This is a genomic window from Solibacillus sp. iso_87 (genome assembly GCF_056173085.1).
The window spans coordinates 771574-792832 of sequence record NZ_CM149656.1 but is presented as its reverse complement, the minus strand read 5'-3'; the positions used below and the strand labels follow the sequence as shown (position 1 = coordinate 792832).

Below are 21259 nucleotides of genomic sequence, written 5' to 3'. Positions count from 1 at the left end.
TATTTTATCCCTCATTTTCCATATGTTTATTTAAAATTTCCTTCGTATTTTCTTTGGCGAATATAATAGCTTCTCTTAGATTTTTATAAAAATCCAATGATTGATTTTTAACTCTATTAAACTCCTCTTCCTTCGTTTCACCAATTTCAGCTAAATAATTGCCCATTACTTTTAATGTAATAGGTGCCAATAAACTTTCAATAGGAAGTTGTTTAAAATATTCATTCAGTTTTTTATCAATTTCATCTAATTTTTTTAATACTTTTTGTTCAAAAAACTGATTTGATTTATTTCCTTTTAATAATTGAATCGCATTGACTAAAAGAGAATCTAAATTGTCGTAAATACTTAATTCTCCAGATAAAATTTGACTTGCATTATACTTAACTAATTTCTTATTGGTTGTTTCAACTACGTTCACTTGAGTGCCAGCAAATTTTTCGCAAAACTTAGAGAAACTTAATTGCTTATAACCTTGTAAAACTAGTCCACCTTCAGTACAATTAAAAAATTCATTTTCTGGATATTTAATTTTAATTAAATCCTCAAATTCAAGCTTCATTGAATAAAATACAGGGGTAGTCCAAACCTCACCGCCATGGAATGCTTCTGTCTTAAAAGCGCGCTTTTTTTCTAAATAGGCTTCTGTTAATTCCCTACTCCCTGCATTAGCAGCCGCATGGGATTCATTATTTGTATAGGCTAGATCCTGACCAATTAATGCAATTGGTCCACTAGTAATAAACTGTGCCACAGAAAAAGCAATATGCGCTACAGTTCCTCCACCTTCAAATAAAGGTAAATTCACATTCAGCTTTTCTTTTATATATTTCGAAAAGAGTGGGTGACCCTTTAAATCGACCGCAAATCCCTCTCTTTGAAAAGCTTCTCGAACACCAGGATGATTTTGCATAGTATAAATAAGTTGAGTCTTCTCTAACTTTAAACTTTTAAAATGATTATAATTCGGGATTCCACCGTCTATTGAAACTACATAATCCGGTTCAATCTCAGCTTTCAGTAAAGAATTAATAGTTGAACCCGCAGCAATTAAAATAATTTGATTTCTATACTTTTTCAAAATACTTAACTGCTTATTCAAGGATGGTCCACCTGAGGCTATTACAACTGGTGCTGAATATATATTTCTTAATTCATTTAGACTTAAATCATTAGACAAGTGGTAAATGTTCTCTAAAAAGTTCTTTTGCCAATCTTTAGAGAAGTAAATTGAAGTTATATCATTAATTTGATTTTTTATTTGAACATCTTTCACCTTTGAAAGTAGTAACTTATAATCTTTCGTAAAAAGGTTATCGTACTTTGTTAGACAAATCACATTATAAGCAATACGGTAATCTACCGTAAACTCGCTCAAATAAAATTCAAAGTTATCTAAAACATCTTTTCCAAAGATAATTGTATTCGAAGGTAACTCTTCTACGATTATTTCTTTCCTCTCGAGTAAAGGTTCTACAACGATTATTATTTCATTATACTTACGAAAACTCGCAACTGCATTTACTAAGTAACCGCAACCATAACCAAAGATAATATGTGCTTGATGCGGAACATACTTCTGTTGTGCTAAACGTTCAGCTTCTTTGATGGGATCGTAACTACTATGTATATATTGATTATTTATTTTCAAAGTATTAATTCCTGATTTTGCTTTTAATATTTCTACATTATAAGTCAACTCGCTCACCTCTTTTTTATTATCGTCGTTATCTCTTTATTATTTAGAATAGGAGATTTTCATCTCAAATAATAATAATTACTTATTTCTTATAGTTACTTCTATAAAATTTTTTATCAAGAAAAAACCCCTAGCCTAAGCTAGAGGTTTTAGAATCCAACTATTATTAACCTAATAATTGTAATACGCCTTGTGGCTGTTGGTTAGCTTGCGCTAACATAGATTGTGCAGCTTGCATTAAGATATTATTCTTCGTGAAGCCCATCATTTCTTTTGCCATATCTGTATCACGGATACGAGATTCAGCAGCTGTTAAGTTTTCAGACGTAGCACCTAAGTTGTTGATTGTGTGCTCTAAACGGTTTTGTACCGCACCTAAAGATGCACGAGTTAATGATACACGGCTAAGTGCTTTATCGATTACTGAAATTGAGTTATCTGCACCTGATTGAGAAGTGATGTTAATACCACCACCATAAGAAGCAGTTTTTCCTACTTCAGTTGTTAGCGGTGAAGTTAACGCATTAACACCTAAAGCTGTTGCTGACATATTACCGATTGATAATTTAATTGATTGACCTGAATTCGCACCAATATGGAATATCTTACCACCAGTTTTAGTTGTTGCAGATTTAGGATTGAAATTTTGACCAGTACCAAAACCACCGAATGAACCAGTTAATAATTTTTGTGTATTGAACTCAGTGTCTGTAGAAATACGAGTGATTTCTTCAGATAAAGAGTTAATCTCCAATTGTAAGGCTGCACGGTCAGAAGAAACGTTTGTATCGTTTGAAGATTGTACTGCTAATTCACGCATACGTTGTAAAATAGCATGAGTCTCGTTTAATGCACCCTCAGCAGTTTGGATTAAAGATACTGAATCTTGTGCGTTTTTCGTTGCCATATCTAAACCACGGATTTGGCCACGCATTTTTTCAGAGATTGCTAAACCTGCAGCGTCATCCCCAGCACGGTTGATTTTGTAACCAGAAGATAATTTCTCAAGGTTTTTAGAAGCTTGAGCGTTGTTGAAGCCTAGGTTACGGTGTGTGTTTAAAGCTGAAATGTTGTGTTGAATTCTCATTTGGAATTCCTCCTTGAATTTTTTATGTTTTATGACCCACGTCCTTGTGGGAAAGCTTGGCTTTAGCTAGCGCTCTGCCTTACAGTATATATATCGTATCTAGTTTTAAATGTTTAATAGTTTTATATAGATTTTTTATATTTATTTAGGAAAAATCGAAATACTATCTAATAAAAATTTCCCTTGTCCAATAACTTTAACAAGACTTCCCCCTATTACTACTTAAGCTTAAACTGCTTCAATGCATCAACCGAACTAGCCAACGCCTCTCTATTCTGCTGCTGAATAGCTTCATATACTTCTGAGCGATGCACTTTCACAGACTTTGGAGCTACTATTCCAAGCTTTACTTGGTCCCCTTCAACTGAAATAACTTTCACTTCAATTTGTTCACCAATCATAATCGTTTCGCCTTTTTTACGTGATAAGACTAACATTTATTTCCCACTTCCTTTAGCTATAGCGATTTCATAACGCAGCGGATACTTATCGCTATCCTGTAGGACAATTTGTTTGCCTAGCCTTTGTTTCATATTAATAACAATTGGGGCAAGTAGATTAATTGTAGAATCCGAGAAGTTGTCTTTCAATGTAATGACTGTATATGTCGCTACTTCATTCTCTTCTTTCAACTGTAACTGTTTTTTATCTTCTTCACTTAAAACAAATGCATAATCTTGTTTAAAAGCAAATGGATACCCTACTACAAAACCGATTCTTTCATCTTCTGTAGACTGTAATAATGCAATAGGTAAATCTTCATCTAAGCCTAAAAGGATGAATTTCGTATATTCTTGAAAGCCGGGTAAACCATTTTCAAATGTAAGTATTTCTGACTGATCTATTTCAACTTCGCCTAAGAATTTTGTTTTAATGTTCATGTATTCCGCTCCTTTTAACCGACGACATCAATTTGTACAGCCGGCCTTACCATCATTTTCCCACTGACTTCCCCATAAGTGAAGTCCATTTGCGGCTTGTTCACCTTTACGACAATTTTCGGTTCGTTTCGCTGAATGTTAATATCTGTTGTTCCTGGTGTAATGTTTACTTTTACTGAGCCGACGGACGGAATAAACTTAATATTATATGGACCTGGCCGTTCGGGACCATGATTTTGCTTCGCGATATTTTGAATCGTCGAACGTCCTTGTTCTTTTCCGGCGCTCATCATCATTTGACGTCCTTCCCCCATTCTCCTAGACATCCCCTTCAACATTTCTTGGCGTCCCATTTGTGCATATTCTTTAATGAATTCCCCTACCGGTTTCATCCCTAAATCACGCCACATTTGATCCATATTAATATTGAGACGTGCATTAGTCGTATTGATTTCGACTGTTGCTGCTGGCTGGGATATACTTAAGTCTGCTTGTGGTTGTTGAATTCGTTGGAAAGGCTTCGTAATTGAATAATCCATTTGAATATCAGTTTTTGATATTTGAATTTGCGGGAATCGCATCCTTGTTCCTCCCTTTTTCAATAAAAGCGTTTGGAGATTATCCAAACGCTTTGTTTATAAGTATTTTCTTTATTTTACGCAATATTCCGAGTTCAGAACTCTAGTAGATTTCATTAACGGATGAAATCTACTATTAAATTAATTATGTTTGCGCCTGCCGCTTTGCTTTCGGCGCAGAACTCTAGTAGATTTCATTAACGGATGAAATCTACTATTAAATTAATTATGTTTGCGCCTGCCGCTTTGCTTTCGGCGCAGAACTCTAGTAGATTTCATTAACGGATGAAATCTACTATTAAATTAATTATGTTTGCGCCTGCCGCTTTGCTTTCGGCGCAGAACTCTAGTAGATTTCATTAACGGATGAAATCTACTAGAGTTTGCTGAATAATTTTGGCGCCTACAGAGAGGGCAGCTTGATGGATAGCTTCAGCTGTTACCATCTCTGTAATCGTTTTTGCGTAATCTGTATCTTCGTTTTCAGACATTTGCTTTGTTACGTTTACTTCCTGCATCTGCAGGCGGCTTTCCATTAGCTCAACACGGTTTTGCTTTGCGCCGACTTCCGCACGCTTAACTAATACCTTTTCATTTAGTGAATCAAGCCCTAAAATTTTAGGATCTCCTCCAGCAGCATTGTCGAAACCCAGTGTATTCCCAATTTCTTCACCTGTAGCTCCGTTATTCAAAAGAATATCGAGCTCATTCATGAAGGTATTTACTTCTCCAAATACTTCTGCGCCCGTTACATTAATAGGCATTGAGATTCCATCGAATACATTAATCTCAATTCCCTTACCCAATCCCGTGAAGTTAGGACCATTTTGAATTTCACCATTTTCATCAAACAATGGGCTACTAGTATGCGTACCGGAGAAAATATAATTTTCCCCAACTTTTGTGTTACCTAAATCTTGAATATGTTGTTTGATTTGCGAAATTTCCTGGTTGATTTTTTGACGATCCTCGGTAGTGTTTGTGTCATTCGCTGCTTGAACAATTAACTCTTTTACACGAATAAGAGATGTCCCTACTTGATTTAACGCTTCATCTGTTGAATCTAACCATGTATTTGCTTCGCGCATATTGCGTTGGTATTGTGCATTTTTATCTAGATCAACGCGATATCCCATTCCTTTTACAGCTACTACTGGATCATCGGAAGGTCGGTTAATTATACTGCCTGAATTTAATTGTTCTTGGTATTTAGCCATTTTATTATAACTATTATTTAAATTACGAAGCATATTACTAGAGAGCATCGATTGTGTTACGCGCATCGTATTATTCCCTTCTTTCTAGTATGGATTATAAACCTGCACGGCCCATCCCGTTAATGATTTTGTCTAATGTTTCGTCGATAACAGTAATCATACGTGCGTTGGCGTTGTAGGCTTGTTGGAAAGTAATCATATTCGTCATCTCTTCGTCAAGTGACACTGAGTTATGGGATGCACGATTGTTTTCAATTTGTAAACTCAAAGTTATTGAGTTATATTCCAATGTTACTGCTTGTTGACCTTTAACTCCTAAATCACCAATTAAAGATTTATAGAAGGATTGGAACGTACCACCTTGTAGTGCTGTTTGAACTTTGGATTGTAATTCAGAAAGATTTAACATGTTTTGGTTGTTACCTTCTTCGTTTTCCTCACTAGAAGCAGCAACTTCACTTGGTTCTGTAATAACAACTTTAAAATCCTTCGCTGAAGTGCCCGAGAAGAATGGCTTACCTTTGTCTCCATTTAAATCAAATCCGTCTTCATGTACTGCATTGAATTTCTCAATAAATTCACTTGCCAAAAGATCTAATTGTGATAACATCTCGGGATAGATGCCTTCTCCGTTACTGTGACCAAAAGCGTCAATCAACGATACTAACGAACCTTTTGAAGATTCAAGCTGATTATAATTCACTGTTGCAACATTAGCTGTCGGTGGATTTTTCTCGTGATTACTTGACAATCCCGAAATAGAAATGTTATCGAACTCTGAATATTCACCATTCGCATCTACATCACCTGTAATTGCGCCTGTTGCATTATTCGTCGATAGTGCTGCATATTCTTTCCCTTTAACAAGAGTAATCGATTGGCCGTCTGTTGTTTTAAAGGAAATTGTCATGCTCCCTTCTGCAATTGCTAACGCATTACCACCAGATTTTTCAGTGGTGATTGATACGGGAATTATTTCGTTTAACTTATCCACTAGTACATCACGTGCATCATAAAGGTCATTCGGCATATAACCATTTGGCTCTACCGCTTGAATTTGAGCATTTAAATCAGCAATTTGCTTTAAAATATTATTAACTTCTTTCGTTTTTACATTAATTTCATTCCCGATATTTCCTTGAATTTGCTTTAGCTGAGCATCGATATAGTTAAATGATTCTGCCAAAGATTGACCTTTTGAAATCATTACTTGGCGTGCTGCTGTATCTTTTGGATTGGTCACGATGTCTTCCATCGATTTCCAAAATTCAGTAAATGCCTGGTTCAGCCCAAATTCAGAAGGTTCGGACATAATATCTTCCATTTGAGAGATTGATTTTGTTGTCGATTGCCAGTAACCTAATTTATTTGTTTCTTGGCGATATTGGCGGTCGATAAATTCATCCCGAATACGCTGTACTGAATGCGCCTGCACCCCTGTCCCGATATGGCCTGCTGTTTTACCTGTATTTAAACCCGGACTTGGAAATCCCGGTGTTGTTTCCATATTGACGCGTTGGCGAGAATAGCCGAGTGTGTTAGCATTTGAAATATTATGTCCTGTCGTGTAAAGCGCCGATTGCTGCGTGTATAAACCGCGCTTGCTTGCTTCAAGTCCCATAAATGTTGAACGCATTGTAGGACCTCCCTTTTAAGTGTGTTTGTATCAAAAATTCGCGATTCTCTCCATAAAAAAACGCATGTACTGCCCCCGCAGCATGCGGAAGCTTACATGCGATTAGGCTTTAAATTCATTGAATGAACGTTTCGCAACCTCTGCATTTCCGCGGATTGCCGTACCGGAATAATTGAACTGTTCCGTACGCTGCGGGCGCATTGCATCCAATGTAATGTTGATAAACTGCAGTGAGTTCATGACCAGTTTCTGATTTAATTCGTTTTGCATTTTTAATTGATTCAGCAACGCTACTAACCGTTCGCGTACATTAACCAATTCTTCAGTGGATTCATTATTTTCAGCGGTCGTTATCACATCGGCAACAGACGGTGTGTCAGTGAGAGCAATTCCTTTTGCTCGGAGGTAATCCGTTACCATCGCCTGACGCTGTTGTTCAAGTGTGTTAATCGCCGCTACATGTGCCTGTTCGTTTTTGATGAGCTGATCAAGCTTTTCCATATCCCCTTGCTTAATGTATTCCGTTTTCGCAAGTGCTAGTTCCAGCAGACTCTTATGCATTTTCTCTAGCTTCTCCAACGTGACGACAATCGTGGCAATTGACATGTATTTAGCGCTCCCTTGTTGTTTTTCAGTTATTAACCGCGGTAAAATTTCAGCATGTCTTCAGCAACCTGCTTTGCGTCTACTTTGTAATTTCCTGAATCAATGTCTTCCTTAATCTTTTTCAAACGCTCTGCACGTTCATTTGCATAGGTCGAATTCGCTTGCATCTCTTTCGCTTTTGTTGAAATTTCGATGTGGTCTGCAAATGTTTTTTGAGTTTCTGATGTTTTTACAGGACGTGCTTGCTTATTGTAATTATTGATCGCTTGCAAACCGATTGGATTAATCTTCATCTTTATAGACCTCCTCTCAAATTAAAAGCTATGTCTATTTTATATTTCGACTGCTTTAGCGGATTGTTTATGCTTTATCGCAAAAAACTGGACTTATGGAGTATATTATTATGCTCATTTTACGAAAAATAAAAACGAAGTCCTATTCAAACGACTCCGTTTTAGGCAATTATTTTTTTCCGGAAAGGTATGTTGCACGTTCACGACGTTGAATATCATCGCGAAACTCTTTTGCGGCATCAAATGTTCGCAACTCTGATTTTAAATCATTTTGACATTTTTCGCATAACTTCCCTGAGTTTGTTATCTTTCCGCAGTTATCACATGGGTATCCAAGATTCGGAAACATCGCTGGGTGTAAACGTCCTTTTCGCACCCATTTATAAAGCAAGTCACGCTCAACCCCTGTCGCCTCCACAATACGGTCCACATTTGCTGCACGGTTTTCACGCTTGCGAAGGAAACGATACACCTCCTGATACAGATCCTCTTCCTTTTGTGCACAGTTATGGCAAACTTCTCTCAAGCCTGTGTAGTTAAAAAAAGCATTACATACCGGGCAGTTTCTTAATTCAGCCATTTTTAGCCCTCCTCAATTCTCTTTTTTTTATTAATAGGTTCTTTATTTTACCCATGGATTAATGTAAATCCGTCCACTGTTTTCGCACCGGCTTCGAGCAGTACCTTTTTCGCATGGTTTAATGTTGTCCCTGTAGTATAAATATCGTCAACTACGAGTAAATTTTTATCTTTTATTGCAGCGTGATGGATAACTTCAAAAAGTTGTGGTGTTTTTAGTCGCTCTTCTCTTGTTTTAAGTGATTGCTGCTCATCCGAAAGCTTTGTTAGATGGTGGGCAAACGGAATATTCGCTGCCTTTAGTAATTCATCAATATGTGCAAATGTTCTTAGTCGCAAGTTTTCGGGGTGCATTGGAATCGGAATAATGAGGCGGGTTTCTTTTTCGAGCTGTTCATGGAGGATTTTATTGAATACTTTAGCAAGGAGTACGTCGTGCAGGAACTTATAACGGTGCAAATAATCTTTCATTGCTTCATTATAATGAAATAAAGATACGACTCCATCTTCCTGTTGCTGCTCGATTCGTTGAAAGCGTTGTTCACAGCGCAGGCAAATTGTTTGAGGCAGTGTGTTAAGGAGCAGTTCCTTCCAGCCGATGCCTTGATGGAGCTCACGATCGCATATAAGGCAATTTTGTACCGGCTTATTCATGGCGATTCATCTCCAATATTTTATTTCTTGCCCGGTCCATTTCCATTGTGATACCATGGTGGAAAAATACGATGTCCCCCGTCGGATACTGAATATTCCTTCCGACTCTTCCGCTAATTTGAATAAGCGCACTGGATGTGAAGACCGGATTTTCTGCTCCCGCTACTGCAACCTGGACATTTTTTATTGTGATTCCACGTTCCAATATCGTCGTCGTCAGCAGGCCTTTTCGCTGTTCATTGCGCAGTTGTAGGACTTTTTCTTTTCGATCCGGGTCTTCGGAATGGACACTTTCAATAGTAGTTTCTATTTTTTGAAACAGGGGTGTTGCTTGTTCCATTAATTCGATTGTCGGGAAGAAGATGAGGAACGGCTCATTTTGCTGGAGCCTTTGGTTAAGCCAAGTCTGGAGCTTTTGAGGGATTTTATTTTTCTGAAATACTTTTTCATAATTCCAAAGTGAATCGAATCTCGGAACCGGTAAGGCATGTCCATGGAATCTCCTTGCGATAAATGAGTAGCCCCAGTCTTCTCTTTTTTGCTGAAGTAGCAGTTTGTTTGAGGGAGTAGCTGTCACAAATGCAATCGGGGCATCCGCTTTTTTCGCTTTCATGACCGCACGTTGCAATGCATCATCATAAGTGTATGGAAAGGCATCCGCTTCATCGACAATCATGACATCAAACGCATTCTCAAACCGGTACAGCTGATGAGTCGTCGCAAGAACAAGCTGCGCAAACTGGGTGTTATTTTCTGCGCCTCCATATAGCGCATGAATCGTAATTTTTTGGAACACTTGCAGAAAACGAGGATACAATTCCAAGACGACATCTGTTCTTGGTGTTGCCACACAAACTCTTTTCCCTGCTTTAAGCGAATCGTAAATTGCGGCAAATAGAATCTCCGTTTTTCCTGCCCCACAAACAGCTTGTAAGAGATGATTTCTGTTTTGCGAAATACTATGCGCCAGTTCGTTCGCTGCTTTTTGCTGGCGTGGGGTGAGATTGCCCGTCCAAGCAAATTGAACTCGGGTTTTCTGTTTTCGGATTTCCGTTCCTTTCCAGAGAATTAATTCATCACAGCTACACATACGCCCCATCGTAATACAGTACCGACAATAGTGACAGATTTTTTGACACTTCGCACAGTGAAAGGAAACGAATTTATGTGGTTGTTCACATTGACAACGCCGACAAATAAGTTTGGGGTCTGTGATGACAGCTGGGGTTGTTTCAAAATAGCCGCATTTGATATAGGTGTCGATTTTCTGTTGAAGAAATGGTGTGTGGCGCCGTGACCAAATTCGGCCGGTGAAGAAGTTTTCGATTGCCGGTTCGGGTATGAGTCCGGAGTAGCGGGTGTGGGTTGCAGAATTAGGTTTGCGTGAGACAATGGAGAGATTTGATATTAAGGGTTTAAGAAGTCGATAGCGCTTTTTTATGGAGTTTGTTGTTGTGGACATTCTATTACGCTCCTTTACTAAGTTTGGTTATTTAATCATGTTTACGGTGCAATTCAGATCTTTGATGCAAGGCTGTTTTTGGAGACCCCCGTTTCTATAATCCGTTGCTATTTTACTTTTTAGGACTCGAATTCTACATTCCCCCGCTCGTGTTCCACTTTTGATTCAAAACTTTCTATTTTTCATCTCGAATGTTCTACTTTCATCTTAGAACTTTCTCTTTCCAGCTACGATCTTCAAATAACCGCGACACCTGTTCTACTTCTCTCGCAATACTTTCCACTTTCCGCTGTTTCGTTCCACTTTCAGCTCAGAACTTTCTACTTTCACGCGAGGATATTCTACTTTCCACCCACGAACTTCTAATAGCGACAGCCAGTTCTACTTCTCAACCGAAAGTTTCTACTTTTCCCCGTTCATGTTCCACTTTAAGCCCAGAACTTTCTACTTTTTACGGCCGGCATTCCACCTTCCACCCACCCACTAACTTCTAATTCCGACCCAGCCGTCACACCGACCCAGCCGCCCCCACTACAAAACAAAAAACAGCCACCCTCCCTAAGAAGTAGTGACTGTTAAGCCTAAAACAAAATTATTTCTTAATCCATCCCATCGCCATTGCACCTTCACCTAGGTGTGTGCCGACAACCGGGCCGAAATAGCTGAGCGTGAAATCTACTGTTGGATACTCGGCAGCTAATGCATTCATCCATTCGCGTGCCTCATCCTCACAGTTGGCGTGAATCACTGTGGCTTGAAGGGCGCCGTGCTTTTGGACTGCAGATGCTAATTGCTCTTCCACTCGGCGTATTGCTTTTTTGCGTGTACGGATTTTTTCGAACGGGACGATTACTTTGTTCTCGAATGTTAAAATCGGTTTTACCTGAAGCAAACCACCGATTAATGCCGCTGCTGCAGACAACCGACCGCCACGCTGCAGATGCTGCAGATCATCGACGATAATATATTCATCCATCGTAGGCTTCAGGTCGTTTAAATGTGCCATAATTTGTTCGGCTGAAGCGCCTTCCAATGCTAATTTCCCAGCTTCTTTTACATAGAAACCCTGCAAGTAGGCTGCAACTTCCGAATCAAATGCGTGAACGTTCACACCTTCCACCATTGCGCCCGCTTGGACAGCACCTTGGAAAGTTCCGCTAATTCCGCTTGATAAGTGAATCGTTACAATTTCATCATAATCTTTTCCTAAAGTTTCATAAAGCTCGACAAACTTTCCGACAGACGGTTGCGTTGTTTTCGGAAACTCTGCTGCCCCGCGTACACGGTCGTAAAATTCTGAAGCTGTAATATCGATTTCTTCATCGTAAAATGTTCCTTCAATGTTAACACTTAGAGGAATCATATGGACATTGTACGAATTTCGTTCTTCAAGTGTTAAATAGGCTGTACTATCTGTAACAATTGCTGTTTTCATCGCTCTCCCACTCTCCTATGTTCACTAGTTTACAGGAACTCGCTATAATTGTGAACGGTAATTTACCATTCTTATTGGGAACTTCCTACTTTTACAACTGCATCGCTATATGAAAAAAACATCTTGGCATCAATTTGTGCAAGATGTTTTTACTATATATTATATAAGATAAGTTTTTATTCACTGCCGATATAATAGATGCTCGAAACTTTCCAACCGTCTTCCTTCTTCAATACTGTTACTTGGCGGCCGACACCGGATAATTCTGCCCCTGTATCGATTTCTTTCGTTTCTGTCGTTAAATTGGAAAATACTTGGGCTTCATTGCCACTGTATTTTACAATCGTAATATCTTCGGCCGTACGTTTTACATCATATTGATTGAACACGTCGGAAACCGCTTCGATGTCTTCATCATAATTAAAGCCCGTCGCATTTTTTGAAATTATATTTTTATAACGTTCTAAATCTTTTTCATTAAAGGCTGCAATATATTCATTAAATGCAGATATAATATTATTTTTTTCCTCTTCCGGGACATCTTCCGCTTCCTGAATTGAATCTCCCATCAGTTCAAAACCAACCGTACCTTCGTCGATTGTTTTCTGCAGATTTTCAGGTGATGCGTCTTCTTTATCCCCGCAAGCTGCCAGTACAAAAACCGCCAGTACAGCTACCAACCATTTTTTCATAATTTTACAACCTCCCGCAAAACATTTTAGCACACAATATTGGAAAAACCCATCTTGTTCAAAATAGCATGAGATGATGTTTTTTTATACAAATATCATTGAAGACCGATAATTTCTTTATCAAAACTAAAATTTCGACATTCGAATTATTTACTATCGCCTTCAAAACATTAGGACGAAACTTGTTCACAGATGTTTCATAGAGTACACGACTAAAACTATTTATTAATCGGAAATAATATGCAAAAATAAAAACAAGGATACAAAAATCGCATCCTTGTTTAACGCTTAATATGTAATTAACGTACTTCTACCCAGCCATTTTTGATTGCTGTTACAACTGCTTGTGTACGGTCATTAACATTCATTTTTTGTAAAATACTTGATACATGGTTTTTAACCGTTTTTTCCGAGATGAATAATGTCTCGCCGATTGTACGGTTTGATTGGCCATCTGTTAATAATTGAAGCACTTCACATTCACGCTTCGTTAATAAGTGGAATGGACGGCGAATTTCTGTTTGATGGAAATTGCCTTTGTTTTCGTGCTCTGATAGACGACGGAATTCCGCAACTAGATTTTTTGTTACTTTCGGGTGCAGGTAAGAACCACCGTTAGAAACAACCTTGATTGCTTCAACGATTTCATCGGCATCCATTTCTTTCAGCATATAGCCAAGTGCACCTGATTTTAATGCGTGTGTTACATATGATTCGTCATCATGAATTGATAATACCATTACTTTTGCATCCGGATATACAGCGATTAAATCAGCTGTTGCCTCAACACCGTTTTTACCCGGCATATTAATATCCATTAATACAACATCTGGTTCGTTTTGTTCATATAAGTTAACGATATCTGTGCCGTCATCACCTTCAGCAACTACTTCGAATGTGTCTTCAAAATCTAAAATACGTTTTACCCCTTCACGGAATAATTGGTGATCATCTACAATAATAATTTTCGTCATTTCGAAACCCCCTGGAATTCTGCTATCTTATCTCTTCATCTTTTGTCGGCAATGGAATTTTCATTAAAATCGTTGTTCCTTTACCGATACTGCTGCTAATTTTCAAAGAACCTTTCAGCAGATCAATTCTTTCTTTCATCCCTATAATACCGAAAGATCCTTCACGTACGCTTTCTGTATCAAATCCAACCCCATTATCTTTTACTACAACATTAATTTCGTCACATAACCACTCAAGTTTAACAATAATCAAGTTTGGTTTTCCGTGTTTCAAGGCATTGTTTACACTTTCCTGCACTAAACGGAAAACCGCCACCTCATAATCTGAAGGGATTCTGCGCTCGTTATTATATGAAAGGAACTGAATCTCAACACCTGGATTATATTCCATAATCGTAGATAAATACTTTTTCAATGTCGGATCAATACCTAGGTCATCAAGTGCCATTGGACGTAAATCATAAATAATGCGGCGTACTTCGGATAAGGCGTTGCGAACGCTTATTTTCAAGTCGTGAATTTCTTTTAAAGCGGCGTCGGCTCCCTTTTCTCGGAAAGTGCGGTCAATTAAATTCGAACGCATCAGCACATTCGCCATCATTTGTGCAGGCCCATCATGAATTTCACGCGATAAACGCTTTCGTTCTTCTTCCTGGGCTGCGATAATACGTATACCAAAATCTTGTTTGATCTTCGCCTGTTCAAGTGCTGCCCCGACATTTTTCAGATCGGTCGTCAAGAAGTTAATAACAACATTCACTTGGTTCACGATATGATCCGCTCTTTCAATCGTATCATAAAGTGTGCGCAGGCGTCTTTCCAAATCGTCACGCTTATCTCTTAGCTGCTTTTCACGCTCTCGGCAAAGAGAAACCTTTAATTGTAAATTACTTGTATTTTCATAAGCAGCACGTATTTGCTCTTCTGAATGATTATTGAAACTTTTACTCACAACGACTAATCGCTGTCTAGATAATTGAAGCAACTTTTCCAAGTTATCACTTTCATCTATTATAATCTTAATTTCATGACGCACAACTTCCAGCTCTTGTTGCATTTCTTCAAAGTTTCTGCGGCTTTGTTCGCTTATAATAAATACATCATCTTTCGAACTTGTAATAGTTTCCAACATTCGATTAAATATTACATCAAGCGAGGCGATGTCTATTTGATTGTTTTCTAGCACTTTTTCCCCACCTTACTTAGTCAGAATGCGAACTACTCTATCTTTTTACTTTGCAACCCACTATTATAGTACATACATATTATATCATTAGTAAATCATTTTTTAAGTTAAATTATAACCACAAATTTGAAATCAAATTGTAATATTAAGGAGAATTGATAATGAGAAATAACTACATTACGGTAAAAGGTTACGGAGAATCAGAAATCATCATCTCTAAATCACGTTTTTTAACTTATGTAGAACGCGTTGAGACAGAAGAAGAAGCAATTCTCTTTATAGATAAAATAAAAAAAATGCATGCATCGGCAAACCATAACTGCTCCTGCTATATGATCGGGGAGCATGATCAAATCCAAAAAGCGAATGATGACGGGGAACCAAGTGGTACTGCAGGCGTCCCTATGTTAGAAGTACTTAAAAAACAAGGTTTAAAAGATACGGTTGTTGTCGTTACTCGTTACTTCGGCGGGATTAAGCTTGGCGGAGGCGGTTTGATCCGCGCCTATAGTAAAGCAACAACAGAAGGTATCACAGCTGCTCAAGTTGTTGAGCGAAAATTGCATTATTTAATGAAAATCGGGATTGATTATGTGTGGTTGGGGAAAATAGAAAATGTGATACGCGGTTCCCACTACCCTCTTCATGATATTCAGTATGCAGAAAATGTAGAAATATATGTACACGTTTTAAAAGAAGAAGAGCAAACTTTTATTGACTGGATTACCGAACTGACAAATGGGCAGGCGGTTATTACAAACGAAGACGCGCTTTTTATCGAATTCCCGAAGTAACCGTGTCGAAATATTTGTCATCAGAATGCATGATATCGTTACTTTACGACAAAAGTAGATTGTAGTATATTAGATAAGATTACAAAGTAGCTATAATATACCAGTTTAATATAGTAACCTATCCCTAACCTAGAGGAGAATCTTTATGAAAACAAGGCAAAATAAAAAGAAAGGCTCATCGAAATTCAGATTGTTTCTTAAAGTTTCGATGCTTCTGACTCTTTCGCTCGTAATTTGCGCAACAGCATACGGTGTTTATTTGACGAAGCAGGCCGAACATGCTGCAGATAGTGCATATGAAGTAATCGAGGACCGCGAAATGTCGGAACAGCGAGAAGTAAAGGTTGAGCCGGCCCAGGACAATGTTTCAATTTTAATTTTAGGTGTCGATGATAGTGAAAAGCGCGGACAAGGTGCAGATAATTCCCGCACAGACGCCCTATTGCTTGCCACTTTAAACAATAAAACAAAAACAGTTAAACTAGTAAGTATCCCACGTGATTCATATGTTTACATCCCTCATATCGGATATAACGATAAAATCAACCATGCGCATGCGCGTGGTGGCACACTTGCTTCAATTGAAACAGTAGAAGAATTATTTGATATCCCTATTGATTACTATTTACGTGTTAACTTTAATGCCTTTATCGATATTGTCGATGCATTAGGCGGTATCGAAGCAGAAGTACCTTATACTCTGAATGAAAAAGATGAATTTGACCGTAATACTGTCAAATTGCAGCCCGGATTACAAACATTGGATGGCCGTGAAGCATTGGCACTTGCCCGTACTCGAAAACAGGACAATGATATTGAACGCGGTAAACGCCAACAGGAAATTATTCAGGCAATCGCGTCAAAAGCAGCATCATTTACTTCCATCTCAAAATACGATGATATTTTATCTGCTGTCGGAAACAACATGAAGACAGATATGACATTCACTGAAATGAAATCTTTCTTCAGCTATTTATCTAATGGCATGCCTCGTATTGATACATTGACATTGGCAGGCTATGACGACATGTCGACAGGTGTTTACTATTACAAACTGGATGAAGAAGCTCTTGCAGAAACAAGCCATATTTTAAAAAGTCATTTAGGACTTACTCCGGAATCGACAAATATTTCGGGCACAAGCTCTCAATCCAATTCAGCTTTTACAACAAAAACGAATACAGATACACAATAATGTGATGAACCAACCTCTGCAGATGATGCTGGGGTTGGTTTTTTATGTGGCGAAGTGTCTTTCCTCACAACTTACTAATAAAATTCGCACATTCTACTTTACTGGCGCTTTGTTCCACTTTTCCAAGAAAAGTTTCTACATTCGCACCGGGATTTTCTACTTTTACTTCATTCTGTTCTACTTTCTCCCGGGATTCGGCTAATCAAATTCGCACTTTCTACTTTACTGGTGATTTGTTCCACTTTTCCGTGAAAAGTTTCTACCTTCGCCTCTATATTCCACTTCCCACGCAACTACGCTAATAAAATTCACGGCTTCTACTACCACCCACGCATTCTGTTCTACTTTTCCACGTACACTTCCCACATTAGCCGTAAAACTCTCTACATTCCCCTCACTACGTTCCACTTCCGCACAGCACTTCGTTAATAAAATTCCCATACTCCAATCCCGTCGATCGAAATTACCCCAAAATAAAAAACAAGCAAACAGCAATAAGCCATTTACTTGTTTCGATCTTTTCACTTATTAAATATTCTTACGAGGTTGAGCAGCGGTTTATAGTTTTTACCGGCAAGACCGATAATTTCTACAAACAGCTCAATCGCGACTAATATAACGGCAATTAGTAAAATTGCGCCCCATACTTTTGCCATCGAGAAGATGACAGCAGCGAGACCGAACATTGCAGCCATCGCATAAATAATCGTCACGGTTTGACGATGTGAGAATCCTAAATCCAATAAACGGTGGTGTAAATGCGATTTATCCGGATCTGACCACTTTTTACCGCTACGCAAACGACGCACGATTGCGAAGAATGTATCGGAAATCGGAACTCCTAACATAATAACCGGGATAACGAACGAAATAACCGCTACGTTTTTAAATCCTAATAGTGCGAGCACCGAAATCATAAATCCTAAAAACAGTGCACCTGTGTCCCCCATGAAAATTTTCGCTGGGTGGAAGTTGAAAAACAGGAAACCGATTGTTGCAGCAGCCAAAATTGCGGCCATTGCGATAACAATACCATTCCCCATGATCATTGCCATTACAGCTAATGTCATTAAAGCAATTGTTGATACACCTGCAGCTAGTCCATCAAGACCATCGATTAAGTTAATTGCATTTGTAATACCTACAATCCAAATAATTGTGAACGGAATTCCTAACCAGCCGAATTCCAATTCCCCACCAAACGGTAAGTTAATATTATCAATTTGGATACCGCCGACAAATACAACAATACAGGCAGCGATCACTTGGCCAAGCAATTTAGCTTTAGCTGAAATTTCACGCATATCATCAACGATACCTGTTGCTACGATAATTGTCGCGGCAATTAAAATCGCGTATAAGTAGTCACTTTCGAAGTTCGTGACAAATTTTAAAAGTAATATCCCGATCATAAACGCACCAAAAATTGCTAAACCGCCTAATCGTGGCATAATGCGAGCATGCACTTTACGATAGTTCGGGGCATCTACAGCTCCAAGGCGAAAAGCCAATCGCTTCACAAGCGGAGTTAGTATAATTGCAGCAATAAAAGCTACGATTAAAGACACGTAAATCATGTCTCTCCTCCTTAATTTTTGTAGTATTAAGCATTACAATAAATCGCCTTTTGGAGATTCATTAAAAACTCTACATTTTTATTCACCATAAGTATAGCATGAACAAATCATAAAATATAGCTTAAATTCCTTCCACTATTTATTCAGGTCACATAAATTTTACATCTATCATTCTTCTAATATATTTCAAACCTATCAAATAATTATTAATATAAAAGAAAGGACCATCCAATTTATTTATATTGCTCCTATGAATTCCCTTTTGGTCAGTAGTCTTTTTGTGTATTATTTGATAAAATAACGGAGTGTCTACTATATTAAAGTAGCCAATTTCAAAGGAGAGTAAAATAATGTTCTCAATTTTCAAACGTAATAAAGAGCAAACAAGTGCTCGAGAGCTAAAAAGGTACTACAAAACGGTAGAGCAAATTAACAGCCTCGAAGCAACATATAGTCCTATGTCTGACGAAGAACTTCGAAATATGACATTTACATTTAAAGAGCGTTTAGAAAACGGAACACAGCTAGTTGATATTATCCCTGATGCATTTGCTGTTGTCCGTGAAGCTTCTAAACGTGTATTAAACATGCGCCACTTTGATGTGCAGTTAATCGGCGGTCTAGTATTGACTGAAGGTAATATTGCCGAAATGCCGACTGGTGAAGGTAAAACACTTGTTGCCTCACTTCCTTCTTACGTTCGTGCATTGGAAGGCAAAGGTGTACACGTTATTACGGTAAACGATTACCTTGCAAAACGTGACTTCGAATTAATCGGGCAAATCCACCGTTTCCTTGGGTTAACAGTTGGACTGAATGTTCCGATGATGGAGCCAGGGGATAAAAAGGAAGCGTACAATGCGGATATTACATACGGTGTTGGTACGGAATTCGGTTTCGACTACCTGCGTGATAATATGGCACATACAATTGGTGATAAAGTTCAGCGACCATACCACTTTGCGATTATCGATGAAGTAGATTCGGTCTTAATCGACGAAGCGAAAACACCGTTAATCATTGCGGGTAAAATGGGGGCAAACGAAGAACTGCACCGTATTGCTGCAATGCTTGCGAAGCGTTTCAAAGCTGAAGAAGATTATGATTTCGACGATGAAACGAAAGCGACTTCTTTAACAGATCAAGGAATCGAGAAAGTTGAAGCGGCATTCGGTGTCGACAACTTATACGATTTGGAACATCAAACACTGTACCATTACGTAATTCAGGCAGTACGTGCACACGTTATGTTTGAGCGTGATGTTGATTACATCGTACGTGATGACAAAATCGAATTGGTCGATATGTTTACAGGCCGTATTATGGAAGGTCGTTCACTTTCCGATGGTTTACATCAGGCGATTGAAGCGAAAGAAGGCGTGACAATCACCGAGGAAAACAAAGCACAGGCACAAGTTACAATTCAAAACTATTTCCGTATGTATCCGACACTATCAGGGATGACAGGTACTGCGAAAACTCAGGAAAAAGAAATTTTAGAAGTTTACGGTATGCGTGTAATTCAGATACCGACAAACCGTCCACGTCGACGTCTGGACCAGCCGGATATCGTATTCGAAAATATCGAGCAAAAATACGAATATGTGGCACAGGAAGTATTGCGCCGCCATAAAAACGGACAGCCAGTACTAGTAGGAACAACTTCTATTCTACAATCCGAAAAAGTAGCAGATTACTTGAAAAAACACGGCCTACAATTCCAGTTATTAAATGCGAAAACAGTCGAGCAAGAGGTTGAATTAATCTCGGAAGCCGGACAAAAAAATCGTATTACAGTCGCAACAAACATGGCCGGACGTGGTACGGATATCGTATTAGGTGAAGGCGTTGAAGATCTTGGCGGTTTATTTGTAATCGGTACCGAAAAGCATGAAAGCCGTCGTGTAGATAACCAGTTACGAGGGCGCTCAGGTCGTCAGGGGGATTTAGGGGAAAGTCAGTTCATCCTTTCGATTGAAGACGACATGTTCAAGCGTTTTGCTAAAGATGATGTCGAGAAGTTCCGCAAGAAAATGACAACGAATGAAATCGGGCTAATTCAAAATAAAGAAGTGACAGAGCTGATCGAACGTACACAACGTATCGTTGAAGGCGCTCACTTCTCCATGCGTGAATACAATTTAAAACTGGACGATGTTATTAATGAGCAACGTCGTATTGTCTACGATTTACGTGACAGAGTCTTGAAAAACGAAGATATTATTCCTCTATTGGTTCGAATGATGTATGAAACAGTGGACTTTGCCGTTCGTGAAAATGCACCCGAGGATAAAGATGTTGCTGAGTGGGATTTCGATAAAATGGAGAAAACCGTCAATTCCTTATTTATTGAACCAATCATAGTAAATCGTGATGAAACAAAGGTCAAAAGTTTACTGATTGCAATGGATCCTCCAGTTAAGCAATTAAAGGCGGTAATCGAAAGCTTTGAAGAAAACGAACAAATTATGGCAGTTATTCCTAAAGTAATGCTAAGTTTCATCGACCATATGTGGGTAAAACATTTAGAACAAATGGCACACTTAAAAGAAGGAATCGGTCTACGTCATTATCAGCAAGAAGATCCAATGCGAATTTATCAACGTGAAGGATTAGAATTATTCGGCAAAAACTACCAAGAACTTCGCCGCACAATTGTAGAAGAACTTGTAACATTTATGAAAAACATTACGATGAATGTGGAGGAATAGCAT

General features: G+C 38.5%; 21 protein-coding genes. 3 read left to right on the top strand and 18 right to left on the bottom strand.

Translation table 11 applies throughout. The annotated features are described in order from the left end of the window. Window positions 1-4: 4 nt before the first annotated feature. From AC0VXV_RS03885 to AC0VXV_RS03810, 16 genes are all read right to left on the bottom strand, one after another. Entirely contained in the window at window positions 5-1699 is a 1695-nt protein-coding gene (locus AC0VXV_RS03885) for a motility associated factor glycosyltransferase family protein (protein WP_475530429.1), read from the bottom strand. 166 nt (window positions 1700-1865) lie between these two features. Then, window positions 1866-2786, bottom strand: a complete 921-nt coding sequence (gene hag, locus AC0VXV_RS03880; RefSeq protein WP_475530428.1) for a flagellin Hag — start codon at window positions 2784-2786, stop codon at window positions 1866-1868. A 218-nt stretch (window positions 2787-3004) separates the two neighbouring features. Further along, window positions 3005-3223 carry a carbon storage regulator CsrA gene (csrA, locus tag AC0VXV_RS03875; protein ID WP_475530427.1) on the bottom strand — a complete coding sequence of 73 codons (219 nt, stop codon included), beginning with the start codon at window positions 3221-3223 and terminating at the stop codon, window positions 3005-3007. Continuing rightward, a complete protein-coding gene (fliW, locus tag AC0VXV_RS03870) occupies window positions 3224-3667 on the bottom strand; it encodes a flagellar assembly protein FliW (RefSeq protein ID WP_475530426.1) in 444 nt (147 codons plus the stop codon). 14 nt (window positions 3668-3681) lie between these two features. Further along, window positions 3682-4248: a DUF6470 family protein gene (locus AC0VXV_RS03865; protein ID WP_475530425.1), complete on the bottom strand. Its 567-nt coding sequence runs from the start codon at window positions 4246-4248 to the stop codon at window positions 3682-3684. Window positions 4249-4604: 356 nt separating this feature from the next. After that, window positions 4605-5528, bottom strand: a complete 924-nt coding sequence (gene flgL / locus AC0VXV_RS03860) for a flagellar hook-associated protein FlgL (RefSeq protein WP_475530424.1) — start codon at window positions 5526-5528, stop codon at window positions 4605-4607. A 28-nt stretch (window positions 5529-5556) separates the two neighbouring features. Further along, window positions 5557-7098, bottom strand: a complete 1542-nt coding sequence (gene flgK / locus AC0VXV_RS03855; protein WP_475530423.1) for a flagellar hook-associated protein FlgK — start codon at window positions 7096-7098, stop codon at window positions 5557-5559. Between the two features lie 102 nt (window positions 7099-7200). Beyond that, entirely contained in the window at window positions 7201-7704 is a 504-nt protein-coding gene (locus AC0VXV_RS03850; protein ID WP_475530422.1) for a flagellar protein FlgN, read from the bottom strand. A 32-nt stretch (window positions 7705-7736) separates the two neighbouring features. Then, window positions 7737-7997, bottom strand: coding sequence for a flagellar biosynthesis anti-sigma factor FlgM (gene flgM, locus AC0VXV_RS03845; RefSeq protein WP_475530421.1), 261 nt, complete (start codon window positions 7995-7997; stop codon window positions 7737-7739). A 169-nt stretch (window positions 7998-8166) separates the two neighbouring features. Next, window positions 8167-8577, bottom strand: a complete 411-nt coding sequence (locus tag AC0VXV_RS03840) for a TIGR03826 family flagellar region protein (protein ID WP_475530420.1) — start codon at window positions 8575-8577, stop codon at window positions 8167-8169. Between the two features lie 47 nt (window positions 8578-8624). Then, on the bottom strand, window positions 8625-9230 hold the full coding sequence (locus AC0VXV_RS03835; RefSeq protein WP_475530419.1) for a ComF family protein: 606 nt from the start codon (window positions 9228-9230) through the stop codon (window positions 8625-8627). Then, window positions 9223-10329: an ATP-dependent helicase ComFA gene (locus AC0VXV_RS03830; RefSeq protein ID WP_475530418.1), complete on the bottom strand. Its 1107-nt coding sequence runs from the start codon at window positions 10327-10329 to the stop codon at window positions 9223-9225. Before AC0VXV_RS03830 ends, AC0VXV_RS03835 begins: the two co-directional genes overlap by 8 nt. 955 nt (window positions 10330-11284) lie before the next feature. After that, a complete protein-coding gene (locus AC0VXV_RS03825; protein ID WP_475530417.1) occupies window positions 11285-12127 on the bottom strand; it encodes a DegV family protein in 843 nt (280 codons plus the stop codon). A gap of 176 nt (window positions 12128-12303) precedes the next feature. After that, window positions 12304-12819 (bottom strand): nuclear transport factor 2 family protein, encoded by a 516-nt coding sequence (locus tag AC0VXV_RS03820; protein ID WP_475530416.1) that lies wholly within the window; start codon window positions 12817-12819, stop codon window positions 12304-12306. Between the two features lie 299 nt (window positions 12820-13118). Then, window positions 13119-13793, bottom strand: coding sequence for a response regulator (locus tag AC0VXV_RS03815; protein ID WP_008407366.1), 675 nt, complete (start codon window positions 13791-13793; stop codon window positions 13119-13121). 22 nt (window positions 13794-13815) lie between these two features. Beyond that, complete coding sequence (locus tag AC0VXV_RS03810; RefSeq protein WP_427711277.1) at window positions 13816-14979, bottom strand: sensor histidine kinase; 1164 nt, start codon at window positions 14977-14979, stop codon at window positions 13816-13818. Window positions 14980-15140: 161 nt separating this feature from the next. On the opposite strand from AC0VXV_RS03810, the gene AC0VXV_RS03805 reads away from it, so the two are divergent. Together AC0VXV_RS03805 and AC0VXV_RS03800 are read left to right on the top strand one after the other, a co-directional pair. Continuing rightward, window positions 15141-15773 (top strand): YigZ family protein, encoded by a 633-nt coding sequence (locus tag AC0VXV_RS03805; RefSeq protein WP_475530415.1) that lies wholly within the window; start codon window positions 15141-15143, stop codon window positions 15771-15773. Window positions 15774-15918: 145 nt separating this feature from the next. Then, a complete protein-coding gene (locus AC0VXV_RS03800) occupies window positions 15919-16968 on the top strand; it encodes an LCP family protein (protein WP_475530414.1) in 1050 nt (349 codons plus the stop codon). A gap of 222 nt (window positions 16969-17190) precedes the next feature. On the opposite strand, the gene AC0VXV_RS03795 is transcribed toward AC0VXV_RS03800, so the two are convergent. Next, window positions 17191-17493 carry a hypothetical protein gene (locus AC0VXV_RS03795; protein ID WP_475530413.1) on the bottom strand — a complete coding sequence of 101 codons (303 nt, stop codon included), beginning with the start codon at window positions 17491-17493 and terminating at the stop codon, window positions 17191-17193. Continuing rightward, on the bottom strand, window positions 17490-18545 hold the full coding sequence (locus AC0VXV_RS03790; RefSeq protein WP_251689785.1) for a glycosyltransferase family 4 protein: 1056 nt from the start codon (window positions 18543-18545) through the stop codon (window positions 17490-17492). Before AC0VXV_RS03790 ends, AC0VXV_RS03795 begins: the two co-directional genes overlap by 4 nt. Window positions 18546-18895: 350 nt before the next feature. Between AC0VXV_RS03790 and secA2 the strand changes: the two genes are divergently transcribed. Continuing rightward, entirely contained in the window at window positions 18896-21256 is a 2361-nt protein-coding gene (gene secA2, locus AC0VXV_RS03785; RefSeq protein WP_475530412.1) for an accessory Sec system translocase SecA2, read from the top strand. Window positions 21257-21259: the final 3 nt, after the last annotated feature.

Coding starts and splice junctions, on each gene's coding strand:
- hag (WP_475530428.1), bottom strand. CDS start 2,786: ATGAGAATTCAACACAACATTTCAGCTTTAAACACACACCGTAACCTA.
- csrA (WP_475530427.1), bottom strand. CDS start 3,223: ATGTTAGTCTTATCACGTAAAAAAGGCGAAACGATTATGATTGGTGAA.
- fliW (WP_475530426.1), bottom strand. CDS start 3,667: ATGAACATTAAAACAAAATTCTTAGGCGAAGTTGAAATAGATCAGTCA.
- AC0VXV_RS03865 (WP_475530425.1), bottom strand. CDS start 4,248: ATGCGATTCCCGCAAATTCAAATATCAAAAACTGATATTCAAATGGAT.
- flgL (WP_475530424.1), bottom strand. CDS start 5,528: ATGCGCGTAACACAATCGATGCTCTCTAGTAATATGCTTCGTAATTTA.
- flgK (WP_475530423.1), bottom strand. CDS start 7,098: ATGCGTTCAACATTTATGGGACTTGAAGCAAGCAAGCGCGGTTTATAC.
- AC0VXV_RS03850 (WP_475530422.1), bottom strand. CDS start 7,704: ATGTCAATTGCCACGATTGTCGTCACGTTGGAGAAGCTAGAGAAAATG.
- flgM (WP_475530421.1), bottom strand. CDS start 7,997: ATGAAGATTAATCCAATCGGTTTGCAAGCGATCAATAATTACAATAAG.
- AC0VXV_RS03840 (WP_475530420.1), bottom strand. CDS start 8,577: ATGGCTGAATTAAGAAACTGCCCGGTATGTAATGCTTTTTTTAACTAC.
- AC0VXV_RS03835 (WP_475530419.1), bottom strand. CDS start 9,230: ATGAATAAGCCGGTACAAAATTGCCTTATATGCGATCGTGAGCTCCAT.
- AC0VXV_RS03830 (WP_475530418.1), bottom strand. CDS start 10,329: ATGGGGCGTATGTGTAGCTGTGATGAATTAATTCTCTGGAAAGGAACG.
- AC0VXV_RS03825 (WP_475530417.1), bottom strand. CDS start 12,127: ATGAAAACAGCAATTGTTACAGATAGTACAGCCTATTTAACACTTGAA.
- AC0VXV_RS03820 (WP_475530416.1), bottom strand. CDS start 12,819: ATGAAAAAATGGTTGGTAGCTGTACTGGCGGTTTTTGTACTGGCAGCT.
- AC0VXV_RS03815 (WP_008407366.1), bottom strand. CDS start 13,793: ATGACGAAAATTATTATTGTAGATGATCACCAATTATTCCGTGAAGGG.
- AC0VXV_RS03805 (WP_475530415.1), top strand. CDS start 15,141: ATGAGAAATAACTACATTACGGTAAAAGGTTACGGAGAATCAGAAATC.
- AC0VXV_RS03800 (WP_475530414.1), top strand. CDS start 15,919: ATGAAAACAAGGCAAAATAAAAAGAAAGGCTCATCGAAATTCAGATTG.
- AC0VXV_RS03790 (WP_251689785.1), bottom strand. CDS start 18,545: ATGATTTACGTGTCTTTAATCGTAGCTTTTATTGCTGCAATTATACTA.
- secA2 (WP_475530412.1), top strand. CDS start 18,896: ATGTTCTCAATTTTCAAACGTAATAAAGAGCAAACAAGTGCTCGAGAG.